We start from the raw sequence: 23,296 nt of genomic DNA on the forward strand, positions 1-23,296 counted from the left end.
GAATCGCGATAGCTGAAGAGATTTCCTTGGCGATCAGGGGCTTGCGAGAGATGTGCAAAAATGTGAACGCAATGCCGCTGGCGGATATTGCCCGGCTCGGACGACGTTTCCTTTCAGCCTGTGATCTGCGGCACAGTGCCGCAGCCTAGACCTTTCGCCAGCCTTTCAATAGCTCCAATGCCCTATCGGACAAGGGTTTGGCGGCTTTGCTCAGGCGTTGCACCTGCAGGTTGTCCGGATTCAGGCCGATAGCCGGTCTCAGGATTGGCGCCTGCTGGTCGATAGGAGGAGCTTTCCAGGCTCAACGGAAACTTTCCATGTCCTTTCGCAACCTCTCCATCGCGCGGCGTGCCACGCTCGGTTTCACCTTTATCGGTCTGCTGCTGCTACTGCTCGGCGGCACCGCCCTGGTCAAGATGAACGACATCCGCACCTCGGGCCTGGCCATCGAAGACCGCGCAATGCCCCGCGTGGCCGCGCTCGACGAACTGACCGCCCTGACCCTGCGCCTGCGGGTGCTGTCCTATCGCCTGCTGCTCAATCGCGAGCCGGAGATCATCGCCAAGACCCAGGCGCTGTTCCAACAACGTAACGGCCAGATGCGCGCCGCTCAGCAGCGCTACGAGGCGCTGATCCAGTCCGACGAGGAGCGCACCGCCTATGGCCGCTATGGCCAACTGATCACCCAGTACGACAGCCTGCAGCAGCGCATGCTGGCATTTTCCGCCGCCGATCAGCTGGAGCCCCTGCGGCGCCTGCTCAACGAAGACCTGCTGGCCAACTCCGACGCGGTCAACACGGTGCTCAAGCAACTCACCGACCTGGTGGATCAGCAGACCGGTGCGGCCAACGCCCAGGCCGCCAGCGACTATCGCCATGCCATCCAGTGGCTGGTGCTGCTGCTGGCGGCCACCGCCGTTCTCACCGTGGTCTTCGCCTGGCTGCTGATCCGTAGCATCACCCAGCCCATCGCCCGGGCCGTCCGGGCAGCCGAGGTGATCGCGACCGGGGACCTCTCCGAGGAGATCCACAGCGAGGGTCGCGACGAGGCCGCGCGCCTGTTGCAGGCCATGAAGACCATGCAGGGCCAGCTGCGCCAGACGCTGCAGGGCATCCTTGGCTCCGCCACCCAGCTCGCCTCGGCGGCCGAAGAGCTCAATGCCGTGACCGAGGAATCGAGCCGCGGTCTGCAGCGCCAGAACGCCGAGATCGAGCAGGCCGCCACGGCCGTGACCCAGATGTCTTCGGCGGTAGAGGAGGTGGCGCGCAATGCCGTCAACACCTCCCAGGCCTCCCAGGAATCCGCCACTGTGGCCCGTGACGGCCGCGATCTGGTCCAGGAAACCGTGGGCGCCATCGCCACGATGAGCGACGACGTCCAGCATGGCGCCACCCTGGTGGGCGACCTGGCGGTGCAGGTCAACGACATCGGCAAGGTACTGGATGTGATCCGCAATGTGGCCGAGCAGACCAACCTGCTGGCGCTCAACGCCGCCATCGAGGCCGCACGCGCCGGCGAGGCCGGTCGTGGATTCGCCGTGGTGGCCGACGAGGTACGGGCACTGGCCCATCGCACCCAGGAATCGACCCGCGAGATCGAGACCTCCATCGGCACCATTCAGCAGGGCACCGGCCAGGCGGTGGCGGCCATGCGCAGCAGCACCGAGCGCGCCCAGTCCACCCTGGAAGTGGCACGGGGCGCCGGCAGTGCCCTGGAGCGCATCCATGGCGCCATCGGCGGCATCAACGAGCGCAACCTGGTCATCGCCAGCGCGGCGGAAGAGCAGGCCCAGGTGGCCCGCGAAGTGGATCGCAACCTGGTGAACATCCGCGAGCTGTCGATCCAGACCGCCGCGGGTGCCGAGCAGTCCAGCGCGGCGAGCGCCGAGCTGTCGCGCCTGGCCATCGATCTCAACGGCCTGGTAGCCCGCTTCCGCCTGTAATGCTGGCGCGCCCAGCCGCCTCGGTGGCTGGGCGCTTCAGGGCTAGTCGGGACTGAGCAGTTGCAGCACGCCGGTCAGCACCACCAGCAGGCCCAGGGGCGAGGCGAGAAAGGACAGCAGTAGGGATCCAAGGCGAGGGCGGCGCGGGGTAGGACAGGTCGTCATGACGTCAGGTAGCTCCGAGAACGAGAACCGGCGCCACGGGAGGCGCCCAGGGTCAATTTTCCCCTGTGACAGCGGCGACGTCATGCCAGGAAAGCGTAAAGATAGGTAAAGCCATACCCGGTTCGGTGCGGCCCAGGGCCGCAAGGGCGGGTAGCCAGCCGGTAGCGGTCGAGCCCTGGATTGTCAGCGATTGTTCTAGCGGAAAAGGGGCGGGCCCGACGGATGCCGGGCCCGGAGGAATCAGGACAGCGGGGTGAACTGGATGACTTCGACCCAGTAGCCGTCGGGGTCCTTGATGAAGGCGATTTCCTTCATGCTGCCATCGGTCAGGCGCTTCTGGAAGGCCACGCCCAGTTGCTCGAAACGCTCGCAGGCCGCCCGGATGTCTGGGACCGCCACGCAGGTGTGGCCGAAGCCGCGCGGATCGCTGTTGCCGTTGTGGTAGCTGAAGGCGGCATCGTTCTCGGTGCCATGGTTATGGGTCAGTTCGAGGATGCCCGGGGTGGACTTGCGCCAGCGCTGACGGCCCTCCGGGTCTGCCGGCACCTGATTGCGGTCGACCAGGGCAAGGAAGGTCAGGCTGAACTTGGCATCCGGGAAGTCCTTGTGGTCAACCACGGTGAAACCCAGCACGCGGGTGTAGAAGTCCAGCGAGGTCTCCAGGTTCTTGACCCGCAGCATGGTGTGGTTGAAGACGAACTCACGGGTGGCGGCGTCGGGCTGGGCGGTCACGCCCGGCAGGTTGTCGAATTGGCTCAGCGACATCAGGATTCTCCTGTGAGGGTGTGGCAATTGGAGAGACGGCCTCGGCGCAACGTTCCCATAACGGGTGGCGCCTGGGCAGTCGCTCACGAAAAAGGGCGGGCAGTCTAAAGGCTTCCGGCGCGGCTGCCCAAAGCTTCCTGGCCCTGTCACCGCAGCGCTGTACGACGAGTGGTCGAAACCAGGCGGCCAGAACCGCAGTCGGATTTTACAAGCGCACTGCCTGTGCGACCCCAAGGAGACTGATATGAGCAGCACCAGCGACAAGATCAAGGGTACCGCCAAAGAAGTGACCGGCAAGGTCAAGCAGAGTGTTGGCGACGCTACCGACAACTCGCGCATGAAAGGCGAGGGTCGTACCCAGGAAGCCGAAGGCAAACTGCAGAAGAATGTCGGCAAGGGCAAGGAAGCGGTCAAAGACACCATCGATCGCGCCTGAGTCCAGCCAGTATGAAAAGGCCGCCTGAGGGCGGCCTTTTTATTGCCCGTCAGACCGGATCCAGCTCCGGATAATGGCGGAAAATACCGTTCTCGTTGAACGGCAGACGGCGCGACGAGGCGAGGTAGGCGGCGATGTTGGGCAGGGCCGCGACCCGCTCGGCCACCGCCAGGACCCGCGGAATCTCCGGGGCGAGACGGCGCATGGCATTGGGGAAGGCATAGGTCAGGCCGGCCACCACCTGGAACAGCGATAGGTCGACATAGGAGCGACGCTCGCCTACCAGCCAGGTATCACCGGCCGGGTTGTAACCCAGCACGCGTTCGAAATAGCTCAGGTAGGTACGGATTCGCTCACCGGCAAAGGCCTTGGCTCGACGCCGGGCTTCTTCCTTCTGTTCTTCATAGGTCAGGGAAATGGCCACCGGATGATGGACGTCATGGGCCTCGGCGGTGAGGTCGGTGATGGTCAGCTGCAAGCCATGCACCCAGAACTGGGATTGCTCGTCGGTTGGCACCAGGTCCAGCCGTGGTCCCAGGTACTGGAGGATATTGGCGACATGGGAAATGACCTCGTCGCCTGCCTTGAGAAAGGGTGGCGCGAAGGGCGGACGCCGGGTCTGGTCTCCCTCCAGATAGGGCTTCATGGCCGGCACGCCCAGTCCCTTGTCTTCCGGCGCATTGCCGACATCGAGATAGTCCGCGCCGGCTTCTTCGAGCGCCAGTCGGACGAATTCGCCGCGGCCCTGGATGCTGGGCCAGTAGTGCAGTTCGTAACGCATGGGAACCTCCGTCGTCTGCCAGATTTACGGATCCAGGAGTCGTGACCGTCGGGTCGGTTCGAAGGTTTGCCTGTCGTGCGCCTTTCACGACGAAGCGCACAACCAATTCCCATCGCTGAGACTCCTATCAACCAGCGGCTAGCGATGAGGACGGTGGGATGACGGGCAACAGCAGGCGGACGGTTCCATGCGCATAGGCATTCTCACCCACGTGAAGCACCCGGTACGCCAGCCCTTCGCCGGTGGTCTCGAAGCCTTTACCTATGACATCACCCTGCAGCTGCGCGAGCGTGGCCATGCGGTGACCCTGTTCGCCAGCTCCGCCTCAGCGCCCGAGCTGGAGGTAGTGCCCATCCTCGACGATGGCAATTACGGCGCGGACGGCTGCCGGCGCAAGCGTGGCGTGCTCAGCTCCGAATACCTCGACGAGCACCATGGCTATCTCGACTGCCTGCAGCGCATCGACAGCCATGGCTTCGACGTCATCTTCAACAACTCCCTGCACTATGTGCCGGTGACCATGTCCGGGCTGATCCGTACGCCCATGCTCACCGTGCTGCACACCCCGCCCTTCTTCGAGCTGATCAATGCCATCGGCGAGCTGCATCGGCGCGGGGGCGGTCATTACTGCACCGTGTCCCAGGCCAATGCCCACAGTTGGGCGCACCTGGCGACGGCCTGTCATGTGATCCCCAACGGGATCGATCTCGACGCCTGGCGACCGGGCAGCGCCCCGATTGGCGACCATGCGCTCTGGTTCGGTCGCCTGGTGCCGGACAAGGGCCCCCACCTGGCGCTGGATGCCGCGCGGGAGGCCGGTGTGCCACTGCGCCTGGCCGGGCAGGTCACCGACGAGCGCTACTTCCGCCAGGAGATCGAGCCACGCCTGGGGGAGCAGGCGGTCTACCTGGGCCATCTGAATCGGACCGCGCTGTCGGCCGAGGTGGCTCAGGCGCGCGCCTGCCTGGTCACTCCCTGCTGGGATGAGCCCTTCGGCCTGATCGTCGCCGAGGCCCTGGCCTGCGGCACACCGGTAGCGGCCTTCGCGCGCGGCGCCCTGCCCGAGTTGCTCACTGCCGAAACTGGCGCCCTGGCCCCGCCGGGCGATGTTCCGGCCCTGGCCGCGGCCCTGCGCGAGGCCCTGTCGCTGTCCCGCGAGGCCTGTCGGGCAAGGGCCGAGGCTCAATGGAGCCATCGCCTGATGATCGATCGCTATGAGCGCCTGCTCGCCGATGTCGCCGCTGGCCGGGTGGTCCGTGGCTGAACTGAGCATCGGCTACTACGCCCACCATCACGGCGCCGGTCACGTGACCCGTGCCCTGGCCATCGCCGCCGCCTTCGATGGCGCCCTGACCTTGTTCGGCAGTCGCCTGCCCGAGCGGGTGGAACTGCCCAACGTCCAGCTCTGCCCGCTGCCGCCCGACGTGGCCCCTGGTGTCGAGGGCGAAGCCTTCACCTGCCTGCACTACGCGCCGTTGGGCGTGGAAGGACTGCGCGAGCGCATGGGCCTGCTGGTGGACTGGTTCCGCCAGGCCTGGCCCTGCCTGCTGGTGGTCGATGTCTCGGTGGAGGTGGCGCTGCTGGCGCGGCTGTGCGGCGTACCGACGATCTATCTGCGCCAACGCGGCAGTCGCTTCGATGCGGCCCACGAACTGGCCTATGCCAGCGCCAGCCGCCTGCTGGCGCCCTATCCGGATCTCCTGGAAGAGCCCGCTACCCCGGCCGCCTGGCGGGCCAAGACCTGCTATGCCGGCAGCCTGTCGCGCTATGCCGGGCAACGGCTCGACAGCGTGCGCGAACCCGGCACGGTTACCGTCATCGCCGGCCATGGCGGCACCGCCTTCAGCCGCGCGCGACTGGCCGCGGCGGCCCAGGCCTGTCCCGAGTGGCACTGGACGGTGCTGGGCCCGGTGGGAGACGACGCCACGCCAGCGCCGGCCAATCTGCGCTTCCTTGGCAGCGTCGCCTATCCCGGCCCCTGGCTGACCACTGCCGAAGTGGTGGTCGGCTCCGCTGGCGACAGTCTGGTGGCGGAGCTGGCCGATCTGCGTTGCCGCTTCGTCTGCCTGCCGGAAGCCCGGCCGTTCGATGAACAGCTGTCCACCGGTCGCCGTCTGGCCGAGCAGGGGCTGGCGGTGACCTGCGAGTCCTGGCCCGTTGCCGACGCCTGGCCGGGACTGCTGGCCAGGGCGCGTCAGCTCGATCCCGGGCGCTGGACTCTGGTAAGCGACGGCGAAGGCGCCCAGCGCGCGGCGGCCTGCATCCAGGCAGTCGCCCGGGAGGTGCTGGCATGATCGTCCTGACCCTGGTCCATGGCCGCGAACGACAACTGGCCAATCTCATCCGGGGTCTGGAGTTGGCTCCAACGCCGCCTGCCGCCCTGGTGGTGGTGCAGATGAACGAGCCACCGCGGGCACTGCACAGCCCAGGCTTTCCAATCCAGGTGCTCCACGTCGAGGGCGACGGCATCCTGCCCCTGGCTGCCGCCCGCAATGCGGCCGTGGCGGCCGCGCCGGGGGAAGAGCTGGTGTTTCTCGATGTGGACTGCATCCCCGCACCGGCATTGCTCGATGCCTATCGTCAGGCGCTGACAGTGCGCCCCGAGGCGCTGCACCAGGGGTTCGTCCACTACCTGCCGGCCGGCATCGCGGATGGCGATTGGACACCCGGCGAGTTGCTCGCCACCGGCGTCGTCCATCCGCTGCACCGGGATCGTCCGAGCGGGGAAGCGATTCCCCATCCACTGTTCTGGTCGCTGAATTTCGCCTGCACCCGTGCCACCTTCAACCGCATCGGTGGTTTCGACGAGGGCTATCGAGGCTATGGTGGTGAAGACACCGACTTCGCCTTTCGTGCCCGCGAAGCCGAGGTGCCCGTCTATCAAACCGAGGCGCGGGCCTTCCACCAGTATCATCCCACCTACCATCCGCCGCTCAATCACTTCGCCAGCATCCTGGAGAATGCGCGACGGTTTCGGGCACGCTGGGGGCTCTGGCCCATGGATGGCTGGCTACGCGAATTCGCCGCCGCCGGCTATATCGACTTCGATGAAAGCCGCGGAATAGAGATGGTCAGGGCGCCCAGTGCCGCTGAGGTCGCTGCTTGCCGGGACGCCTCTGGCTCCGGCTTCTGACACCTGGGCGCAACCAACCCGGCCGCTGCCACTCTGAAGGTAGGGCTGGTCTGAAAAGCCGCCGGGCGCAGGCCCTAGCGGACAGCCCTCAGAAATCCGTTCCGGGGAGCGTTCGTCAGGAGCCGTTATGTCCTTGTTTGCCTTCAACCTGCGCGGCATTGCGCCGTTCACCCTCATCAAGCGTGCCGTCCAGGAGTTCGTTGCTGACGACATGCCCACCTATGCGGCAGCCCTGGCCTACCAGATGCTGTTTTCGCTGTTTCCCTTCCTGCTGTTCCTGATCGCCCTGATCGGCTTCCTGCACCTGCCGGATTTCTTCACCTTCCTGCGCGAACAGGCTGCCTACCTGCTGCCGCCCACCGCGCTGGACACGGTCAATCCCATCATCGACCAGCTGCAGACGCAGCAGGGCGGCCTGCTGTCCTTCAGTATCATCATTGCGCTCTGGTCCGCTTCGGGCGGTTTCCGCTCGCTGATGACCGCCATGAACAGTGCCTACGACGTGGTGGAAAGCCGCCCGTCCTGGAAGCGCATCCCGCTGTCGGTGCTGCACACCATCGGCCTCGCTGGCCTGCTGCTCAGCGCCGCGGCGTTGATGGTGCTGGGGCCCCAGGTGATGAACTGGCTGGCCGCCTATGTGGGGCTGGAAGACTATATGGTGACACTCTGGGCGCTGATTCGCTGGCCGCTGGCGGTGTTCCTGCTGATGATCGCCGTGGCGGCGCTCTACTACGTCACCCCGGACGTGAAGCAGAGCTTTCGCTTCATCACCCCCGGCTCGGTGCTGGCGGTGGTGGTCTGGATCCTGGCATCCCTGGGCTTTGGCTACTACGTGCAGAATTTCGCCAACTACAACGCCACCTACGGCAGCATCGGCGCCATCATCGTGCTGCTGCTGTACTTCTATCTTTCTTCAGCAGTGCTGCTGTTCGGCGCGGAAATCAATGCGGTGATCGAGCACCACAGTGACGAAGGCAAGGAAAAGGGCGAGAAGACGCCGGGCGATGGTGGGGTGGAAGCCGACGAAGAGATTCAGGCTAACCAGGAAGAAGGCGTGGTGGGTGAGGCACGGGTAGTGAAGCGCTAGCAGGAATAGCTGTGTTCACGCGAGCCAATCGCAGCCATGATCGTTGGGCTGAGACTGCTTCACCGTCGAAGCCCAACAGGGCCAGCACCGTGAGGCGAGACCTGTTGGGCTTCGCTGCGCTCAACCCAACCTACGGCGACCCGTGACCGCGATAAGTCAGCAGACCGTAGGGTGGATAACGGCGCCCGCCTTATCCACCGTTCACCAGCGACCCTGATTGTGGAAAACGCCAGGCGGTTTTCCACGCTGTGGGTCTGGGCTTATCGCTCATCGCGGCCATGGTGGTCCGCTGATGCGGCCGCTCCTACGGTTGCCTTGGGGTCTGTAGGAGCGGCCCATGGCCCCGAACAAGCGCCTTACTTCGCCTTGCCCTGATTGGCCACTGCAGCCATCTTGGCAGCCACCTCGTCCGGGTCGGCCAGGTAGTAGTGCTTGGTGGGCTTGAGGTTCTCGTCGAACTCGTACACCAGCGGCACGCCGTTGGGAATGTTGAGGCTGACGATGTCGCTGTCGGAGATGTTGTCCAAGTACTTGATCAGGGCGCGCATGGAGTTGCCATGGGCGACCACCAGCACGCGCTGGCCACTGCGGATGGCCGGTGCCAGGACTTCGTTCCAGTAGGGCAGGACGCGTTCGACGCAATCCTTGAGGCACTCGGTGCGCGGCACCTGATCCAGCGACAGACCGGCATAGCGCGGATCGGCGGCCAGGGCCTGCTGTTCCTCGACACTCTGCTCGGGTGGCGGTACGTCATAGCTGCGACGCCAGACCAGCACCTGCTCCTCACCATACTTGGCGGCGGTCTCGGACTTGTTCAGGCCGGTCAGGCCACCATAGTGACGCTCGTTGAGGCGCCAGTCGCTCACGACCGGCAGCCACATCTGGTCCATGCCTTCCTGCACATGCCACAGGGTACGCACGGCGCGCTTGAGCACCGACACATGGGCCACGTCGAAGAGGAAGCCGGCGTCCTTGAGCGCCTGACCGCCCTCGTGGGCCTCGCGGATCCCCTGTTCGGTCAGATCCACGTCCGCCCAGCCACTGAAGCGGTTTTCCAGGTTCCACGCCGACTGGCCATGGCGGATGAATACGACTTGCGACATGCGACCTCCATCTTGGGATTCATTGTTTGGCTCACGCCTACGCGAAGCTGTGCCAAACATACCGCAGATGGAGGTTTCCGGCATGGGCATCACGGAAACCGTGATGCGTCCGGCACTCGCGTCGGGTGTCAGGCCACCAGGGCGCGACGGGTGCGTTCGATGACGCGTTCCAGCCCGGCCGCAGCGTTGTACTGCTCGGGGTAGAGACGCTCGCTGCGGCAGGCGACACCGCGCTCGTCGACCACGGTAAAGCTGAAACCGCCCTTGCGCGAAGCCGGGGTGGTGATGCATTGGAACGGTGCAAAGGCCGCTTGAAGGTGTTGCATGGCCGCGATGGCCTGATTTTGAATGTTCATCTGTCTATCCTTGGGACCCACGCTCAGTCGGCGCGGTGAAATAACTCCAGCAACCTCGTACCCATAACGGCCGACGGCTGAATCTCTGGCTGGAGGAAGGCAGCGTGTGGGCAAGATGCCCAGGCATGCAGGTAAGTACTTGGGAAGGCAGGCAACCGGCCGGGCACGAGATTCAGAGGCCAGGGCGGCAGATCCTGAGCAATCGAGGGATCGATTCGATCCGGATGACGCTGATTTCGCGCTGCTACAACGAGCGGAAAGGCGTCCAGCGATTGGGGTCAGCTTGGTACTAACCCGATCAAGCTAGCAGGATCGATGCCAGCCACGCAAGCCCGCCGGTCGGCGATCGGCTTGATGGTCTCCAGGCCTGTACGAAAGGTCGCTGAGCGAGGACCAGACGGCGCAATGACATCAGTGGCCAGACCTCGCCGCGACTACGTGCCTGGTCGAGTGGCTAACGGAGGTATTCGCCGGGGTCGATCCGGCTTGGCTGCGGCGTTGAGATCATTCTGCGAGGAAGGTATCAGCAGGGCGTTGCCCGCTGGTGGCAGCCGTCAGGCCGTGACGCTGCAGGTACCGACCGACTCGCCAGCTGCCCAGGGCATAACCGAGGTGGCGAGGCAGGTCGCCGCTGCCAAAGAACCAGCGGGCGTGATCGTACGGCTGGTCCAGTTCAGCACCTAGGGCTTCCCAATGTGCCGCCATGTCCTGGGGGGCGGCCTGGGCATAGAACGGCAGCCGGCCAATCAGCTCGCGCTCGAATTGGCAGGCCAGGCCTTCGCTGACCAGGGCCTCACCCAGGGTGCTGCCATAACCGGGACCGGCATGTCGCAGGCAATGGTGCAATTCGTGGCCGAGCAGGGCGGTGAAGCGGTCAGGGAAGGCTTGCTGCAGGTGCGGGCTGTCTGGGTCCAGGGTCAGAAAGACCCGCTCGGCGTCCGGGCTGTAGCCATTCAGACCCAACTCCGGGATCACCCAGGCGGCCGCCTGCACCACCACGTCTACCCGTTGCTCGGGCAAGTGCGCAGCGATACGGGTCAGGGCATCGGTGAAGGTCTCTTCCAAGATGGCGCGCCAGGGGTCCAGGCGACCGCTGGCGTTGAGCAGGTGTAATACGCAGGACATCCAGGCATCTCCGGGGCGGCCTGTCTTTATAGACGAGGTCGCGCCCCTTCGTTCGCTACTTGCCCGCTTCGCGGGGCTCTGGCTGACCGTGACCAAAGGCCTGGCCCAGGTCATCGCCCGAGGTGGTGCGGGTGTCATCGGTGCGCCACTTGGCGACGTCGGCGGCGCTGACCGGGGCGGCGTCGTTGCCCCAGCTGGCGCGGATGAAGCTGACCACATCGGCCACCTGGGCGTCGTTCAGCCGCCAGCCGAAGGGCGGCATGACGATCATCGAGGGTGCCGTATGTAGGCCGGGGAGGGTGCCGCCCTTGAGCACGATGTTGATCAGCGAACTGGCGTCGGCCGTGCGCAGGACCGGATTGCCGGCCAGTGCCGGGAACACCCGGTCGTAGCCCTGGCCATCGGTGCGGTGGCAGGCGGCGCAGTTGTCCACATAGACCTGGGCCCCGCGGGCGCTGTCGTCACCCTTCCAGAGCGCCGCGGCGGCGCGGCCATCGGGCTGGAAGGGCGCATCGTGCGGATCCTTGGGCGGCAAGGCCTTGAGATAGCGGACGATGGCACGCAGGTCGGCGTCGCTCAGGTATTGCAGACTGTGCTGCACCACCTCGGTCATGCCACCGAACACGGCGCTGTCGGCGGAGCGACCGGTCTTGAGGAACTGCACCAGCTGGTCTTCGCTCCAGTTGCCCAGGCCATCGCGATGATCGCCACGCAGATTCTTGGCGATCCAGCCTTCCAGGGGTGCGCTGCCGGCCAGGAAGTCCTTGCCATCGGCAGGCGAGAGGGCCTTTTCCTGCATGGTGAAGGCGCGTGGTGTGTGGCAGGCGCCACAGTGGCCGAGGCCTTCCACCAGATAGGCGCCGCGAGCCACCACCGGATCCTGGTCCGGGGCCGGCTGGAATTGCACCACCTCGGGCGCGAACAGCTGACGCCAGATCGCCAGGGGCCAGCGCATGGACAGCGGCCAGGGGATGTCGCTGTCGCGGTTGGCCTGGGCGACCGGTGTGACCCCGTGCATGAAGTAGGCATAGAGGGCGCGCATGTCCCCCTCGGTCACCCGGGAATAGGAGGGGTAGGGCATGGCCGGGTAGAGGGTGTGTCCCTCCTTGGCGATGCCCTGGCGGATGGCGGCGTCGAAGTCGGCGAAGCTGTAGTCGCCGATGCCGGTCTGCCGATCCGGGGTGATGTTGGTCGAGTAGAGAGTACCGATGGGCGTCTGCATGGGCAGGCCGCCGGCGAAGGGCTGACCGCCCGGCGCCGTGTGGCAGGCCACGCAGTCGCCAGCCCGGGCCAGGTATTCGCCTTTCTTGACCAGCGCCGGATCAGGGTCTTCGGCGGCCTGGGCCGTCATGGCCAGACCGGCGCCCAGCAGCAGGGTCGCGAGGGTACGGAGGATCATGGGCGCGCCTCTCATGCCTGCACCAGGGGGCCGGGGTTCTTCAGGTATTGCTCACGGATGGCGCGCGCCGCCCAGTAGGTCAGGGCCGCCACCAGGCCGGTGGGGTTGTAGCCCAGGCCCTGGGGAAAGGCCGAGGCGCCCGGCGCGAAGACGTTGTGCACGTCCCAGCTCTGCAGGTAGCGATTGACCGCGCTGGTCTTGGGATCGGTGCCCATGATGGCGCCACCGTTGAGGTGGGTGGTCTGGTAGCTGGCGGTGTTGAAGTGCCCGCCGAAATCCTTGACCGAGACGCTGATGTGCTCGGGATTCATGGCCTCGGCGATCTTCTTCATCTTGGCCGCCATGAAGCGGGTCATGCGGATGTCGTTGTCCTTCCAGTCGAAGGTCATGCGCAGCAGCGGCTGGCCGTAGGCGTCGCGGTAGGTGGGATCCAGGTCCAGGTAGTTGTCGCGATAGGACTGGTGCGCGCCATGGGCGTCCATCGACAGCTGGTGGTTGTAGTAGCCGGCCTGGGCCTTTTTCCAGGCACTGCCCCATTGGGGTGTGCCGGGCGGATTGGCCGCCCCGGCGATGGGCCGGGTGCCGGCCTGGTTGACCCACATGGGCGAGCCGCCGACGAAGCCGTGGGGGCCGTGGTCGAAGTTGTCGGCATTGAAGTCGTCCACCGCCACGCCATTGCCACCGGCGCCGATGAAGGGATTGGTGTGGTGCTGATCCTTGCGGAAGAAGGCCTTGATGGTGGCCATGTTCTGATAGGCGAAGTTGCGCCCGACCACGCCCTCGCCGGTCTTGGGATCATAGGGCTGGCCGATGCCCGACAGCAGCATGAGGCGCACGTTGTTGAACTGGAAGGCGGCGAGGATGACGATGTCGGCTGGCTGTTCCAGCTCCTGGCCCTGGGCGTCCAGGTAGGTCACCCCGGTGGCCTTCTTGCCGGTGCTGTCCAGGTTCACCCGCAGCACATGGGCCTGGCTGCGCAGCTCGAAGCGCGGCTCCTGCTTGAGCGCTGGCAGGATGTTGAGATTCGGCGAGGCCTTGGAATACATGTAGCAGACGTAGCCGCTGCAGTAGCCGCAGAAGTTGCAGGGGCCCATTTGGCAACCGTAGGGGTTGGTGTACGGCCCCGAGGTGTTGGCCGACGGCAGGTTGTAGGGGTGATAGCCCACCTCGCGCGCGGCCTTCTCGAACAGCTGCGCCGAGACGGTGTTTTTCTGCGCCGGCAGCGGGAAGTCGCTGGAGCGATCCGGGGCATAGGGATTGCCGCCCTTGCCATCGCCTACCACCTGGCCCTTGACGCTCCAGGCGGTGCCCGAGGTGCCGAACACCTTTTCGGCGAAGTCGAAGTAGGGCTCCAGCTCGGCGTAGCTGACGCCGAAGTCCTGGATGGTCATGCCGTCGGGGATGAATTTCTTGCCGTAGCGTTCTTCATAGTGGCTGCGCAGGCGCAGCTCCACTGGATCGACCCGGAAGTGCACGCCCGACCAGTGCAGGCCCGCGCCACCCACGCCATCGCCGGGCAGGAAGACGCCCAGCTGGCGGTTGGGCAGGGCGACGTCGTTGACGCTGTGGCGGATGGTGACGGTTTCCTTGGACACATCGACGAACAGCTTCTTGCGGATGCTGTAGGTGAGTTCGTCGATCACCTGGGGATAGGAGCCGTCGGGATAGGTGTCACGGTAGCTGCCGCGCTCCAGGGCCACCACGTCCAGGCCGGCCTCGGTCAGTTCCTTGGCCATGATGGCCCCCGTCCAGCCGAAGCCGACGATCACCACGTTCTTGCTGGGCAGTACCTTGGCCATCAACCGCGCTCCCCGCGAATGGAGACCGGGGGCAGCGGATAGCGTTCGTCACGCTCCACCCAGTCCATGAAGTCGGCGCGGGCTCCGGGGAAATTCACCAGTTTCCAGCCGACCAGTTCCTTGTTGCCGCCGTGCAGCGGATCGCAATAGAAACCTTCCTTGGTGTTCTGCAGCAGCTGGGCGAAGAACAACTTGGCCGGTACGCCGTCCAGGGCGGCGTCACCGCCTTCCAGGGCCTTGAGAGTTGCGTCCTGCTCGGCGGGTGCAAGCTCGGCGAATACCTTGCCGTGTTGCTGACGGGTCCAGCGGTCCACTGCGGCGATCCCCAGGCGATAGAGATCCTGCGGCACCAGGCGACTCTGATAGCCCATTTCCGGCGCGGCATCGGCGGCGAAGGGGCCCTGCATGTACCAGAGGCCACCGCGGGCATAGGCGGTCTGCATCTGCCGATCGATGAACTCCGGCGCGCCGGCTTCCAGGGCACCCGGGCCTAGTTCGTCCGCTGGAATCAGCCGGGCCACAGCCGCCTGTACGAAGGCCCACTCCTCGGCGGTGAAGAACACCGGCTGATAGTGGTCGGCGCGTGGACTGCTGCCGGGCTTGTTTTCCGGTGTGGGCGCGGCGAGTGCCAGGCCTGAGGTTGCACCGCCCGCCAGGGCGACCACGGGAATCAGGCTCAGGGACTTGCGCAGGAAGTCGCGACGGGCCGGGACGGAATCGTCTGCGGACATGATCAGGGTCTCATCAGGTGCCCGACGTGATCCGCAGGGCTTATGGTTAGCTAGCTAATATGTTGGAATATTACCAATATATGGCCACTGCAGTTACATTTTGTCGCAGCTGTGCAGAGGCTTGGCAGCCATTCAAGTTCCCTTTACCCGTGCGGCGATGCGCAAAAGCCCCTTTGTCGGCCTTTAAAGTCCTGATTTCGTCAGTCCGAGCAGCTGCGATGGACCTTTACCGTGGAAAGGATATTTCTTGAGGAGAGCCAGGCCTCCCTGCTGCCTCGCCGCGTGGAGGCAGCAGCATCCTCGTCACATGCGGTTACCTGAGGTTCCACCTTTGTCGGCACCATGATGGTGCAAGTTGCACAAAGTGATACCTAACGAAGCAAGGTAGAAGCGCAGCGGCACACGAAAGAAATCGTTTTGCACATCAAATGGTTAGTGCAATAGCTAGGCAAAGTGCCGCTTTTTCGCGGCTTTGCGCGAAGCGTTGCACCCTTTGAGTTCATTTTGTGCCGATTTCAGCGGGGGTGGCGCGCAAGTTGCACTTGGGAGGCTTTCCGTTGTCAGGTAACACCTTATGTCCAACGTAGAATGCAACCTCTCTCCGGCGCTCAAACCGCGCCATGTGACCATGTTGTCCATCGCTGGAGTGATCGGTGCCGGTCTGTTCGTCGGTTCCGGTCATGCCATCGCCGCTGCCGGTCCCGCCGTGCTGCTGGCCTACGCCCTGGCCGGTACTCTGGTGGTACTGGTCATGCGCATGCTGGGTGAAATGGCGGTCGCCTCGCCCGATACCGGCTCCTTCTCGTCCTATGCCCAACAGGGCATCGGTCGCTGGGCCGGCTTTACCATCGGCTGGCTGTACTGGTGGTTCTGGGTACTGGTGATTCCGCTGGAAGCCGTGGCCGCCGCTGCCATCCTCAATGCCTGGTTCCCGGCCATTGCCACCTGGCAGTTCGCCCTGATCATCACGGGCATCCTGACCGTGACCAACCTGTTCAGCGTTGCCAAGTACGGCGAGTTCGAATTCTGGTTCGCCCTGCTCAAGGTCATTGCCATCGTCGCCTTCATCGCCCTGGGCGCGGCTGCGCTGGTCGGTGCCCTGCCAGGTCGCGAGGTGAGTGGCCTGAGCAATCTGATGGCCCATACCGGCGGCTTCATGCCCAATGGCTTTGGCGCTGTACTGGGCGCCCTGCTGACCACCATGTTCAGCTTCATGGGCACCGAGATCGTCACCATCGCCGCGGCCGAATCCAAGGATCCGTCCCGGCAGATCAGCAAAGCCACCAACTCGGTGATCTGGCGGATCGCGCTGTTCTATCTGGTCTCCATCTTCCTGGTGGTGTCCATGGTGCCCTGGAACGACGCCCAGCTGCCGCTGGTGGGTTCCTACCAGCGCGCCCTGGAAGTGCTGTCCATTCCCAACGCCAAGCTGATCGTCGATTGCGTGGTCCTGGTCGCCGTCGCCAGCTGCCTGAACTCGGCGCTGTACACCGCGTCGCGCATGCTCTATTCCCTGGCTCGCCGCGGCGATGCCCCGGCCAAGATGGGTCGTGCGTCCAGTGCCGGTGTGCCACGCACTGCCGTGTTGGCCAGTACCGCCGTCGGCTTCCTGACCACCATCGCCAACTACACCATGCCCGAGGCGGTGTTCAGCTTCCTGCTGTCCACCTCCGGTGCCGTCGCCCTGTTGGTCTACCTGGTGATCGCCGTGACCCAGCTGCGCCTGAGACGCAAGCTGATGGCCCGTGGTGAGCGTCTGGAATTTCGCATGTGGCTGTTCCCCTGGCTGACCTGGGCGGTGATCGTCTTCATCGTCGGCGCCCTGACCGTGATGCTGTTCAGCGACGCTCACCGCTTCGAGATTCTGGCAACCGGTCTGCTGGCCCTGGTGGTCGTGGCCATCGGTACCTGGGTAGGCCGCCGCCAGCCCGGTACCCCGACCCTGGCTGCTGCCGCGCGTTGAGTTACAGGCGGCTCCGGTGCCTGGCGTGCCGGAGTCGCTTCTTTATGAGGCGCACCATCGTCCTGACTGGACAGCAGGCGCGGTAACAGGTAGAACAGCACTCCTGTTTCGTTGGTCGCAGCCCAACTGTACAGCTCGAATCTTCTCGATGTTCCCTCTGGTAACTACATTTTGCACTGCAATGGTGCATGGCGTTACAGAGTGACCCAAATTGCAGCAGTACAGTTGCAATTGTGTGCCTGGTGATCCGCGAACCTTTCTTTGTACTGTTACTGGTGGTAGCACTCGCCTGGCGAGACAATGGCGCCATTCGATGACCAGTACCCGTCACAAGCGGGAAGGAAAGCCACCATGGAACGCACCTTCAGTTCCTCGCTGTACAACGCCCAGCCCAGCAACCGTGTGCCCGCTGCCCTGCGCGTTATCTCCACCCTGTCCACCTGGCAGCGCCGCATCGCCAGCCGTAATGAACTGGCTCGCCTGGATGCCCGTATGCTGGCCGATGCCGGTATCACCGAGGCTCAGCGCTACCAGGAAATGCACAAGCCGTTCTGGCGCTAAGCCCGGCTGCTGCACAGTTTCACGAACCCCGCCTCGGCGGGGTTTGTTTTGTCTGCCGTTGATAGCAGGCAGCAAAAAGCCCCGGCATGCCGGGGCTTTTTCGTTACCGCCAGCCTGGCGCTGGGGTTACTGCATGTTGTTCTGGTTGCGCGCGTCGACCTTGTTGGGCTTTTCGGTCTTGAACGGCACTTCGGCACCGCCGTCGGCACCACCCTTGACAGTGGTCTTGCCCGGCACGGCTTCGGTGGCAGAGCCATTGACCGCGGTGGCGCTCTTGGAGGTTTCGGCCGCGAAGACACCCGTGGCCATCGACAGCATCACAGCAGCGGTAGAGGTGATCAGCAGCTTTTTCATGAGTAACGGCCTCGTCGAAATAAACCTGTGAATCTGATGGGGCCCGGTCCGGAAGGGAGGCGGGCATCAGCTGCGGCCTCATAGGTCCACAGCGCACGTTGCAGTTGACTACGGTGCGGAATGCCGGGTTCCAGGGCATTTGTGAACATTTGTGGGCAAGTTGCCGCTCGGAAGCCGGTAGTCTGCGCAGGACGCTGGCCATGACGCTTCCCAAGCGTCGCCCTGCGCCGGACAATTCGTGAGACGAACCCCCTGCGGCGCGCGTGGTCAGTTCGCAGATCGCGCCTCTTCCACCGATAAGGACAATCATGAGGGCTCTCCGCCTTGCTTCCCTCTGCCAGGTAACGGTTGCTCTGACCCTGGTGACGCTGTTACCGGGCTGCTCCCAGGAACAACCTCCCACCGAGGAACTGGCGCGGGTGGTGGTGGCGCAGTTGAGTCCCGTGAACGATACCCAGCGCATCCCCTTCACGGGCGATATCCAGGCGCGGGTACAGGCGCCGCTCGGTTTCCGGGTGAGTGGCAAGATCAGCGAGCGTCTGGCGGACGTGGGTGACCGGGTGCACGCAGGCCAGGTGCTGGCGCGGCTAGATCCCCAGGATCTGCGCAACAACCTGGCCGCCGCCCAGGCACAGGTGGAAGCCCAGGAGGCTCGTGCGCGCCTGGCACGTATCGATTTCGAGCGTCAGGCGGCGCTCCTGCCCAAGGGCTATACCAGTCGCAGCCAGTATGACCAGGCCCAGGCCACGCTCGAAGGCGCTCGCAGCGCCCTGCAGACCGCCGTGGCCCAGCGCGACGATGCGCGCAAGCAGCTTGGCTATACCGAATTGCGCGCCAGCGCCGCGGGCGTGCTCACCGCTCGCCACGCCGAGGCCGGCCAGGTGGTGCAGGCCGGGGCGGCGATCTTCGACCTGGCGGTGAGCGGCGAACTCGATGCCGTCTTCGATCTCTACGAATCCCTTGCCCGCGAACTCAAGGTCGGCCAGACCTTGCCCATCGCCTTGCAGGCACAGCCCGCGGTCGCTACCCAGGGCACCCTGCGCGAGATCGCCCCAACGGTGGCCAGCAGCGGTACGGTGCGCATCAAGGTGCAGCTTGACCGGCCGCCCGCCGCCATGACCCTCGGCGCGGTGGTCAATGCGCAGGTGGAGGGCGTGGCCGGACAGGGTTTCGCCTTGCCCTGGACGGCGCTGAACGGCACCACCGATCAGCCCGCCGTCTGGCGTCTCGATGAAAATGGCCGGGTCAGCCTGCAACCGCTGCGCATCGAGCGTTATACCCGCGACAGCATCATCGTCAGCGACGGCCTCAAGGCCGGCGACCGCATCGTGGTCGCCGGTGGCCAGGCGCTGAGCCCTGGCCAGAAGGTCGAGGTCGCCGAGCGGTCCACCTTCAACGAGGTGCGGCCATGAAGCCTTGGCTGCCGCTCTGCCTGCTGCTGGTCCTGGCCGGCTGTTCCGACGACGAGGCCCCGCCACCGCCGATCAGGCCGGTAGCGACCCTGACCCTGAGCGCACCGCCGCCCCAGCGTGAGGTTTTCGCCGGCAGTATCCAGGCACGCTACGAGAGCGTGCTGGGCTTTCGCGTCGGCGGCCGCATGACCCGGCGCCTGCTGGACGTGGGCCAGTCGGTTCGGCGCGGCCAGCTGCTGGCGGCGCTGGACCCCACCGACCAGGACAATGCCCTGCGCAGTCGCCAGGGCCAGACGGCCGACGCCGACGCCCAGTGGCGCGATGCCCGCAACGATGCCAGGCGTCAGCAACAGTTGTTCGACCAGGGCGTCGGCTCGCGCTCCCAGCTGGACCAGGCACTGACCCGGCTGCATACCCTGGAGGCCGCGCGCGAACAGGCCCGGAGCGCCGAGCGCCAGGCTCGCGACCAGCGCAACTATGCCGAGCTCTACAGCGATTTCGACGGTGTGATCACCGCCTGGCAGGCCGAGGTTGGTCAGGTGGTGTCCGCCGGTCAGCCGGTGGTACGCGTCGCCCGCCCGGACATTCGCGAGGCGGTGCTGGATCTCCCAGCGCCGGCCATCGACCACCTCAGGCCCGAGCAGCCGCTGACGGTGCGCATGGCGCTGGACCCGGACGTCGCGGTGACGGGGCGGGTCCGCGAGATCGAGCCCCAGGCCGATGCCACCACCCGCACCCGGCGGGTACGCCTGACCCTGGATAATCCACCCGCCGCGCTGCGCATCGGCAGCCTGGTACAGGGTGAGCTGGAAGCGCCGCCGATCGCCGGCCTACCGCTGCCGGCGAAGGCGCTACGCCGCCAGGACGGTCAGACCCTGGTCTGGGTGGTGGAGGGCAAAGGCGAGCAGGCGCGGGTGCGTCAGCGTCCGGTTGAGGTCGTACGCGAGGCCGAGGGCCTGGCCTGGATCGGCAAGGGGCTGAGCGCCGGTGAGCGGGTAGTGATCGCGGGCGTCAACAGTCTCGAGGAGGGGCAGCGGGTGAAGGATCAAGAGGACGCACGGCCATGAAAGGCTTCAACCTGTCGGACTGGGCGCTACGCCACCAATCCTTCGTCTGGTACCTGATGTTCGTCGCCCTGCTGATGGGCGTCTTCTCCTATATGAAGCTGGGCCGGGAGGAAGACCCGTCCTTCGCCATCAAGACCATGGTCATCCAGACCCGCTGGCCGGGGGCGACCACCGAGGAGACCCTGCGCCAGGTCACCGAGCGGGTGGAGAAGAAGCTCGAAGAGCTGGACTCCCTCGACTACACCAAGAGCTTCACCCGGCCGGGCCAGTCGACCGTGTTCGTCTATCTGCGCGACACCACGCCGGCCAAGGCGATTCCCGACATCTGGTACCAGGTACGCAAGAAGGTCTCGGACATCCAGGGCGACTTTCCCCAGGGCATCCAGGGGCCGGCCTTCAACGATGAATTCGGCGATGTCTTCGGCAGCATCTATGCCTTCACCGGCGACGGCTTCAGCATGCGCCAGCTGCGCGACCAGGTGGAGCAGGTGCGCCGCGAGATCCGCAGCGTGCCGGGCATCGGCAAGGTGCAGCTGATCGGCGCGGAAAACGAGGTCATCTACCTGGACTTCTCCACCCGCAAACTGGCCGCCCTGGGGCTGGACCAGCGCCAGGTGATGCAGAGTCTGCAGCAGCAGAACGCGGTGACGCCCTCGGGAACCATCGAGTCCGGGGCCGAGCGCATCAGCGTGCGCACCAGTGGCGAATTCCGTTCCACCGCCGATCTCGCCGCGGTCAATCTGCGCATCGACGACCGCTTCTATCGCCTCACCGACCTGGCCGACATCCGCAGCGGCTACGCCGATCCGCCCAGTTCGCTGTTTCGCTACAACGGCCAGCCGGCCATTGGCCTGGCCATCGCCATGAGCAGCGGCGGCAACATCCAGACCTTTGGCGCGGCCCTGACCGAGAAGATGCGTGAGCTGACCGGCGAGCTGCCGGTGGGCATCGGTGTGCACGTGGTCTCCAATCAGGCGCAGGTAGTGGAAAAGGCCGTGGGCGGCTTTACCCAGGCGCTGTTCGAGGCGGTCATCATCGTGCTGGTGGTGAGCTTCATCAGCCTCGGCGTGCGCGCCGGCCTAGTGGTGGCGCTGTCGATCCCCCTGACCCTGGCGCTGGTGTTCGTCTTCATGGAATACAGCGGCATCACCATGCAGCGGATTTCCCTCGGCGCGCTGATCATCGCCCTGGGCCTGCTGGTAGACGACGCCATGATCACCGTGGAGATGATGGTGACCAAGCGGGAGGAGGGCGAGTCGCTGCACCGCTCGGCGACCTTCGCCTACGAGTCGACCGCCTTCCCCATGCTCACCGGCACCCTCGTGACGGTGGCCGGCTTCGTGCCCATCGGCCTCAACTCCAGCAGTGCCGGCCAATACACCTTCACCCTGTTCGCGGTGATCGCCGTGGCGCTGCTGCTGTCCTGGATCGTAGCGGTGTTCTTTTCGCCAGTGATCGGCGTGCACATCCTGCCGAAAAAGGTGAAGCAGAAGGATCACGACCAACCCGGGCGCCTGGCGCGCTGGTCCGACGGCCTGCTGCTGGGCGCCATGCGCCATCGCTGGCTGACCATCATCCTGACGGTGCTGCTGTTCGCCGCGGCGCTGTTCGCCATGAAGTTCGTGCAGAACCAGTTCTTCCCGTCCTCGGATCGTCCCGAGCTGCTGATCGACTTCAATCTGCCGCAGAATGCCTCCCTCGACGCCACGCGGGCGCAGATGGACAGATTCGAGAAGACCCTCGCCGACGATCCGGATGTCGCCCACTGGAGTTCCTATGTCGGCCAGGGCGCGGTGCGCTTCTATCTGCCGCTGGACCAGCAGCTGGAGAACCCCTTCTATGGTCAGGTCATCCTGGTGGCCAAGGACCTGGAGGCGCGCAACCGGCTCCTGCCCAAGCTCAAGCAGCGGCTGCGCCAGGACTTCGTCGGCCTGTCCGGCTACGTCCAGCCGCTGGAAATGGGCCCGCCGGTGGGGCGGCCGATCCAGTACCGCATCAGTGGCCCTGAGGTCGCCGAGGTACGTCGCCAGGCCCTGGCCCTGGCCAGCGTGCTGGGCAAGAGCCCCCAGCTGGGCGACTTCCTCTACGACTGGAACGAGCCGGCGCGGATGCTCAAGGTCGAGGTCAACCAGGACAAGGCGCGGCAGCTGGGCTTCTCCTCCCAGGACGTGGCGCAGATCCTCAACGGCGTGGTGACCGGCACCCCGGTGACCCAGGTGCGCGACGACATCTATCTGGTCAACGTCGTGGCCCGCGCCAGCGAAGCCGAGCGGCGCTCGGTGGAGACCCTGGAAAATCTGCAGATCATGACCCCCCAGGGTGTCGCGGTGCCGCTCAAGGCCTTCGCGCGCATCGACTACGCCCTGGAGCAGCCGCTCGTGTGGCGGCGTGATCGCCTGCCCACCATTACCCTCAAGGCCTCGATTCTCAGCGACACCCAGGCGCCCGACCTGGTCAAGCAGCTGCAGCCGGACGTCGATGCCTTCATCGCCAAGCTGCCGCCACGCTATGACGTGGCCGTGGGCGGCACGGTGGAGGAGAGCAGCAAGGCCCAGGGTCCCATCGCCGAGGTGGTGCCGCTGATGCTGTTTCTCATGGCCACCTTCCTGATGATCCAGCTGCACAGCATCCGCAAGCTGTTCCTGGTGGCGAGCGTGGCCCCCCTCGGCCTCATCGGCGTGGTGCTGGGGCTGATCCCCTTCGGCCAGCCGCTGGGTTTCGTCGCCATCCTCGGGGTACTGGCGCTGATCGGCATCATCATCCGCAACTCGGTAATCCTGGTGACGCAGATCGATGCCTTCGAGCAGGCCGGGCGCTCGCCCTGGGATGCCGTGGTGGAAGCCACCCGGCACCGGCGGCGTCCCATTCTGCTGACCGCGGCGGCCGCCAGCCTGGGCATGATTCCCATCGCCCGCGAGGTCTTCTGGGGGCCTATGGCCTATGCCATGATCGGCGGTATCGTCGCGGCGACGCTGCTCACCCTGCTGTTCCTGCCGGCGCTGTACATCGCCAGCTATCGCATTCGCGAGCCAGAGCGTCAGGGCTGATCGGGAGGCAAAAAAAACGGCCTTCTGGCGGAGGTCTCTACGGAAGACATCTGCCACAAGGCCGCAAGG

At 65.3% G+C, this 23,296-nt stretch carries 20 protein-coding genes and 2 pseudogenes; 12 read left to right on the plus strand and 10 right to left on the minus strand.

Annotated elements, in window-relative coordinates; genetic code table 11:
* Positions 1–317: 317 nt before the first annotated feature.
* Together ACUCV0_RS13285 and ACUCV0_RS13290 are read left to right on the plus strand one after the other, a co-directional pair.
* Positions 318–1,040, plus strand: a pseudogene (locus ACUCV0_RS13285) (MCP four helix bundle domain-containing protein); the annotation flags it as partial.
* 306 nt (positions 1,041–1,346) lie between these two features.
* A pseudogene (locus tag ACUCV0_RS13290) lies at positions 1,347–1,943 on the plus strand (methyl-accepting chemotaxis protein); the annotation flags it as partial.
* A gap of 42 nt (positions 1,944–1,985) precedes the next feature.
* Here ACUCV0_RS13290 and ACUCV0_RS13295 read toward each other — a convergent pair.
* Together ACUCV0_RS13295 and gloA are read right to left on the minus strand one after the other, a co-directional pair.
* Complete coding sequence (locus ACUCV0_RS13295) at positions 1,986–2,108, minus strand: hypothetical protein (protein WP_257721103.1); 123 nt, start codon at positions 2,106–2,108, stop codon at positions 1,986–1,988.
* 240 nt (positions 2,109–2,348) lie between these two features.
* The gene (gloA, locus tag ACUCV0_RS13300) at positions 2,349–2,873 is read right to left on the minus strand and encodes a lactoylglutathione lyase (RefSeq protein WP_482212895.1); all 525 of its coding nucleotides are present in this window, start codon (positions 2,871–2,873) and stop codon (positions 2,349–2,351) included.
* A gap of 244 nt (positions 2,874–3,117) precedes the next feature.
* On the opposite strand from gloA, the gene ACUCV0_RS13305 reads away from it, so the two are divergent.
* On the plus strand, positions 3,118–3,309 hold the full coding sequence (locus ACUCV0_RS13305; protein ID WP_271653373.1) for a CsbD family protein: 192 nt from the start codon (positions 3,118–3,120) through the stop codon (positions 3,307–3,309).
* Positions 3,310–3,358: 49 nt separating this feature from the next.
* Here the strand turns inward: ACUCV0_RS13305 and ACUCV0_RS13310 are convergent, their stop codons facing one another.
* Complete coding sequence (locus tag ACUCV0_RS13310) at positions 3,359–4,090, minus strand: glutathione S-transferase (protein WP_271653372.1); 732 nt, start codon at positions 4,088–4,090, stop codon at positions 3,359–3,361.
* Between the two features lie 187 nt (positions 4,091–4,277).
* Here ACUCV0_RS13310 and ACUCV0_RS13315 point away from each other — a divergent pair, with 187 nt between their 5' ends.
* The 4 genes from ACUCV0_RS13315 to ACUCV0_RS13330 all read left to right on the plus strand — a co-directional run bounded on the left by ACUCV0_RS13315 (position 4,278) and on the right by ACUCV0_RS13330 (position 8,310).
* Positions 4,278–5,354 (plus strand): glycosyltransferase, encoded by a 1,077-nt coding sequence (locus ACUCV0_RS13315; protein WP_313649188.1) that lies wholly within the window; start codon positions 4,278–4,280, stop codon positions 5,352–5,354.
* A complete protein-coding gene (locus tag ACUCV0_RS13320; protein WP_482212896.1) occupies positions 5,347–6,384 on the plus strand; it encodes a hypothetical protein in 1,038 nt (345 codons plus the stop codon). Before ACUCV0_RS13315 ends, ACUCV0_RS13320 begins: the two co-directional genes overlap by 8 nt.
* Positions 6,381–7,223, plus strand: coding sequence for a glycosyltransferase family 2 protein (locus ACUCV0_RS13325; RefSeq protein ID WP_482212897.1), 843 nt, complete (start codon positions 6,381–6,383; stop codon positions 7,221–7,223). Before ACUCV0_RS13320 ends, ACUCV0_RS13325 begins: the two co-directional genes overlap by 4 nt.
* A gap of 127 nt (positions 7,224–7,350) precedes the next feature.
* Positions 7,351–8,310, plus strand: a complete 960-nt coding sequence (locus tag ACUCV0_RS13330; RefSeq protein ID WP_482212898.1) for a YihY/virulence factor BrkB family protein — start codon at positions 7,351–7,353, stop codon at positions 8,308–8,310.
* Positions 8,311–8,666: 356 nt separating this feature from the next.
* Here the strand turns inward: ACUCV0_RS13330 and gpmA are convergent, their stop codons facing one another.
* The 6 genes from gpmA to ACUCV0_RS13360 all read right to left on the minus strand — a co-directional run bounded on the left by gpmA (position 8,667) and on the right by ACUCV0_RS13360 (position 14,823).
* Entirely contained in the window at positions 8,667–9,413 is a 747-nt protein-coding gene (gpmA, locus tag ACUCV0_RS13335; protein ID WP_044341142.1) for a 2,3-diphosphoglycerate-dependent phosphoglycerate mutase, read from the minus strand.
* A gap of 128 nt (positions 9,414–9,541) precedes the next feature.
* Complete coding sequence (locus ACUCV0_RS13340; RefSeq protein WP_059316634.1) at positions 9,542–9,769, minus strand: hypothetical protein; 228 nt, start codon at positions 9,767–9,769, stop codon at positions 9,542–9,544.
* Between the two features lie 504 nt (positions 9,770–10,273).
* Positions 10,274–10,894, minus strand: a complete 621-nt coding sequence (locus ACUCV0_RS13345; protein ID WP_482212899.1) for a DUF2268 domain-containing putative Zn-dependent protease — start codon at positions 10,892–10,894, stop codon at positions 10,274–10,276.
* Between the two features lie 55 nt (positions 10,895–10,949).
* The gene (locus ACUCV0_RS13350; protein WP_482212900.1) at positions 10,950–12,293 is read right to left on the minus strand and encodes a c-type cytochrome; all 1,344 of its coding nucleotides are present in this window, start codon (positions 12,291–12,293) and stop codon (positions 10,950–10,952) included.
* A gap of 11 nt (positions 12,294–12,304) precedes the next feature.
* Positions 12,305–14,092, minus strand: coding sequence for a GMC family oxidoreductase (locus ACUCV0_RS13355; RefSeq protein ID WP_482212901.1), 1,788 nt, complete (start codon positions 14,090–14,092; stop codon positions 12,305–12,307).
* A complete protein-coding gene (locus tag ACUCV0_RS13360) occupies positions 14,092–14,823 on the minus strand; it encodes a gluconate 2-dehydrogenase subunit 3 family protein (protein ID WP_271653364.1) in 732 nt (243 codons plus the stop codon). The genes ACUCV0_RS13355 and ACUCV0_RS13360 overlap by 1 nt, the downstream gene beginning before the upstream one ends.
* 574 nt (positions 14,824–15,397) lie before the next feature.
* On the opposite strand from ACUCV0_RS13360, the gene gabP reads away from it, so the two are divergent.
* Together gabP and ACUCV0_RS13370 are read left to right on the plus strand one after the other, a co-directional pair.
* On the plus strand, positions 15,398–16,786 hold the full coding sequence (gabP, locus tag ACUCV0_RS13365) for a GABA permease (protein WP_059316629.1): 1,389 nt from the start codon (positions 15,398–15,400) through the stop codon (positions 16,784–16,786).
* Positions 16,787–17,137: 351 nt separating this feature from the next.
* Positions 17,138–17,347, plus strand: coding sequence for a DUF1127 domain-containing protein (locus tag ACUCV0_RS13370; protein WP_059316628.1), 210 nt, complete (start codon positions 17,138–17,140; stop codon positions 17,345–17,347).
* A 126-nt stretch (positions 17,348–17,473) separates the two neighbouring features.
* On the opposite strand, the gene ACUCV0_RS13375 is transcribed toward ACUCV0_RS13370, so the two are convergent.
* Positions 17,474–17,701 (minus strand): hypothetical protein, encoded by a 228-nt coding sequence (locus ACUCV0_RS13375; RefSeq protein ID WP_059316627.1) that lies wholly within the window; start codon positions 17,699–17,701, stop codon positions 17,474–17,476.
* Positions 17,702–18,009: 308 nt separating this feature from the next.
* Here ACUCV0_RS13375 and ACUCV0_RS13380 point away from each other — a divergent pair, with 308 nt between their 5' ends.
* Genes ACUCV0_RS13380 through ACUCV0_RS13390 form a run of 3 tightly spaced genes read left to right on the plus strand, consistent with a single transcriptional unit; the run spans position 18,010 to position 23,227 of the window.
* On the plus strand, positions 18,010–19,113 hold the full coding sequence (locus ACUCV0_RS13380) for an efflux RND transporter periplasmic adaptor subunit (RefSeq protein ID WP_482212902.1): 1,104 nt from the start codon (positions 18,010–18,012) through the stop codon (positions 19,111–19,113).
* Positions 19,110–20,180 carry an efflux RND transporter periplasmic adaptor subunit gene (locus ACUCV0_RS13385; protein ID WP_482212903.1) on the plus strand — a complete coding sequence of 357 codons (1,071 nt, stop codon included), beginning with the start codon at positions 19,110–19,112 and terminating at the stop codon, positions 20,178–20,180. The genes ACUCV0_RS13380 and ACUCV0_RS13385 overlap by 4 nt, the downstream gene beginning before the upstream one ends.
* The gene (locus ACUCV0_RS13390) at positions 20,177–23,227 is read left to right on the plus strand and encodes an efflux RND transporter permease subunit (protein WP_059316624.1); all 3,051 of its coding nucleotides are present in this window, start codon (positions 20,177–20,179) and stop codon (positions 23,225–23,227) included. Before ACUCV0_RS13385 ends, ACUCV0_RS13390 begins: the two co-directional genes overlap by 4 nt.
* Positions 23,228–23,296: the final 69 nt, after the last annotated feature.

The organism is Pseudomonas sp. VMV1 (assembly GCF_056790235.1).

Coding starts and splice junctions, on each gene's coding strand:
- gpmA (WP_044341142.1), bottom strand. CDS start 9,413: ATGTCGCAAGTCGTATTCATCCGCCATGGCCAGTCGGCGTGGAACCTG.
- ACUCV0_RS13345 (WP_482212899.1), bottom strand. CDS start 10,894: ATGTCCTGCGTATTACACCTGCTCAACGCCAGCGGTCGCCTGGACCCC.
- ACUCV0_RS13370 (WP_059316628.1), top strand. CDS start 17,138: ATGGAACGCACCTTCAGTTCCTCGCTGTACAACGCCCAGCCCAGCAAC.
- ACUCV0_RS13315 (WP_313649188.1), top strand. CDS start 4,278: ATGCGCATAGGCATTCTCACCCACGTGAAGCACCCGGTACGCCAGCCC.
- gabP (WP_059316629.1), top strand. CDS start 15,398: ATGTCCAACGTAGAATGCAACCTCTCTCCGGCGCTCAAACCGCGCCAT.
- ACUCV0_RS13295 (WP_257721103.1), bottom strand. CDS start 2,108: ATGACGACCTGTCCTACCCCGCGCCGCCCTCGCCTTGGATCCCTACTG.
- ACUCV0_RS13380 (WP_482212902.1), top strand. CDS start 18,010: ATGAGGGCTCTCCGCCTTGCTTCCCTCTGCCAGGTAACGGTTGCTCTG.
- ACUCV0_RS13385 (WP_482212903.1), top strand. CDS start 19,110: ATGAAGCCTTGGCTGCCGCTCTGCCTGCTGCTGGTCCTGGCCGGCTGT.
- ACUCV0_RS13375 (WP_059316627.1), bottom strand. CDS start 17,701: ATGAAAAAGCTGCTGATCACCTCTACCGCTGCTGTGATGCTGTCGATG.
- ACUCV0_RS13325 (WP_482212897.1), top strand. CDS start 6,381: ATGATCGTCCTGACCCTGGTCCATGGCCGCGAACGACAACTGGCCAAT.
- ACUCV0_RS13390 (WP_059316624.1), top strand. CDS start 20,177: ATGAAAGGCTTCAACCTGTCGGACTGGGCGCTACGCCACCAATCCTTC.
- gloA (WP_482212895.1), bottom strand. CDS start 2,873: ATGTCGCTGAGCCAATTCGACAACCTGCCGGGCGTGACCGCCCAGCCC.
- ACUCV0_RS13355 (WP_482212901.1), bottom strand. CDS start 14,092: ATGGCCAAGGTACTGCCCAGCAAGAACGTGGTGATCGTCGGCTTCGGC.
- ACUCV0_RS13310 (WP_271653372.1), bottom strand. CDS start 4,090: ATGCGTTACGAACTGCACTACTGGCCCAGCATCCAGGGCCGCGGCGAA.
- ACUCV0_RS13305 (WP_271653373.1), top strand. CDS start 3,118: ATGAGCAGCACCAGCGACAAGATCAAGGGTACCGCCAAAGAAGTGACC.
- ACUCV0_RS13350 (WP_482212900.1), bottom strand. CDS start 12,293: ATGATCCTCCGTACCCTCGCGACCCTGCTGCTGGGCGCCGGTCTGGCC.
- ACUCV0_RS13330 (WP_482212898.1), top strand. CDS start 7,351: ATGTCCTTGTTTGCCTTCAACCTGCGCGGCATTGCGCCGTTCACCCTC.
- ACUCV0_RS13360 (WP_271653364.1), bottom strand. CDS start 14,823: ATGTCCGCAGACGATTCCGTCCCGGCCCGTCGCGACTTCCTGCGCAAG.
- ACUCV0_RS13340 (WP_059316634.1), bottom strand. CDS start 9,769: ATGAACATTCAAAATCAGGCCATCGCGGCCATGCAACACCTTCAAGCG.